The sequence below is a fragment of the Bacillus cereus group sp. BfR-BA-01523 genome, assembly GCF_022662615.1.
Classification (GTDB): domain Bacteria; phylum Bacillota; class Bacilli; order Bacillales; family Bacillaceae_G; genus Bacillus_A; species Bacillus_A mycoides.
Window position 1 is genome coordinate 1 of record NZ_JAKUDX010000033.1, and the last position, 758, is coordinate 758.

The following is a 758-nucleotide window of genomic DNA, read 5'->3' on the forward strand; positions in this document are numbered from 1 at the left end:
ATGTTTGAGTTATTTTATTAAAAGTGCGGGTGAAGGGAGTCGAACCCCCACGCCAAAGGCGCTAGATCCTAAGTCTAGTGCGTCTGCCAATTCCGCCACACCCGCATATTTTTAAAGAAAATGGTGAGCCATGAAGGATTCGAACCTTCGACCCTCTGATTAAAAGTCAGATGCTCTACCAACTGAGCTAATGGCTCTTAATGGCTGGGCTAGCTGGATTCGAACCAGCGCATGACGGAGTCAAAGTCCGTTGCCTTACCGCTTGGCTATAGCCCAATAATTAAGAAATGGTGGAGGGGGGCAGATTCGAACTGCCGAACCCGAAGGAGCGGATTTACAGTCCGCCGCGTTTAGCCACTTCGCTACCCCTCCGACATATATGGTGGAGGATGACGGGATCGAACCGCCGACCCCCTGCTTGTAAGGCAGGTGCTCTCCCAGCTGAGCTAATCCTCCATTTTGCCTGGCAACGTCCTACTCTCGCAGGGACAAGGTCCCAACTACCATTGGCGCTAGAGAGCTTAACTTCCGTGTTCGGTATGGGAACGGGTGTGACCTCTCTGCCATCATTACCAGACTATATTCGATTGAGACAAACATTATTATACTTGATTCACTTAGAAAGTCAATAAGTTTTTTATATTCTCTCAAAACTAGATAACGTTGCTTCATATTATATGGTTAAGTCCTCGATCTATTAGTATTCGTCAGCTCCACATGTCACCATGCTTCCACCTCGAACCTATCAACCTGATCAT

5 tRNA genes and 1 rRNA gene are annotated in these 758 nt (G+C 47.6%); all 6 read right to left on the reverse strand.

The annotated features are described in order from the left end of the window. Positions 1–24: 24 nt before the first annotated feature. Positions 25–105, reverse strand: a tRNA-Leu gene (locus tag MR066_RS26965). Positions 106–121: 16 nt separating this feature from the next. After that, positions 122–197, reverse strand: a tRNA-Lys gene (locus MR066_RS26970). A 4-nt stretch (positions 198–201) separates the two neighbouring features. After that, positions 202–276, reverse strand: a tRNA-Gln gene (locus MR066_RS26975). Between the two features lie 12 nt (positions 277–288). Continuing rightward, positions 289–372: transfer RNA gene (locus tag MR066_RS26980), tRNA-Tyr, on the reverse strand. An 8-nt stretch (positions 373–380) separates the two neighbouring features. Beyond that, positions 381–456: transfer RNA gene (locus tag MR066_RS26985), tRNA-Val, on the reverse strand. Positions 457–461: 5 nt separating this feature from the next. After that, positions 462–577: ribosomal RNA gene (gene rrf / locus MR066_RS26990) — 5S ribosomal RNA — on the reverse strand. Positions 578–758 lie beyond the last annotated feature (181 nt).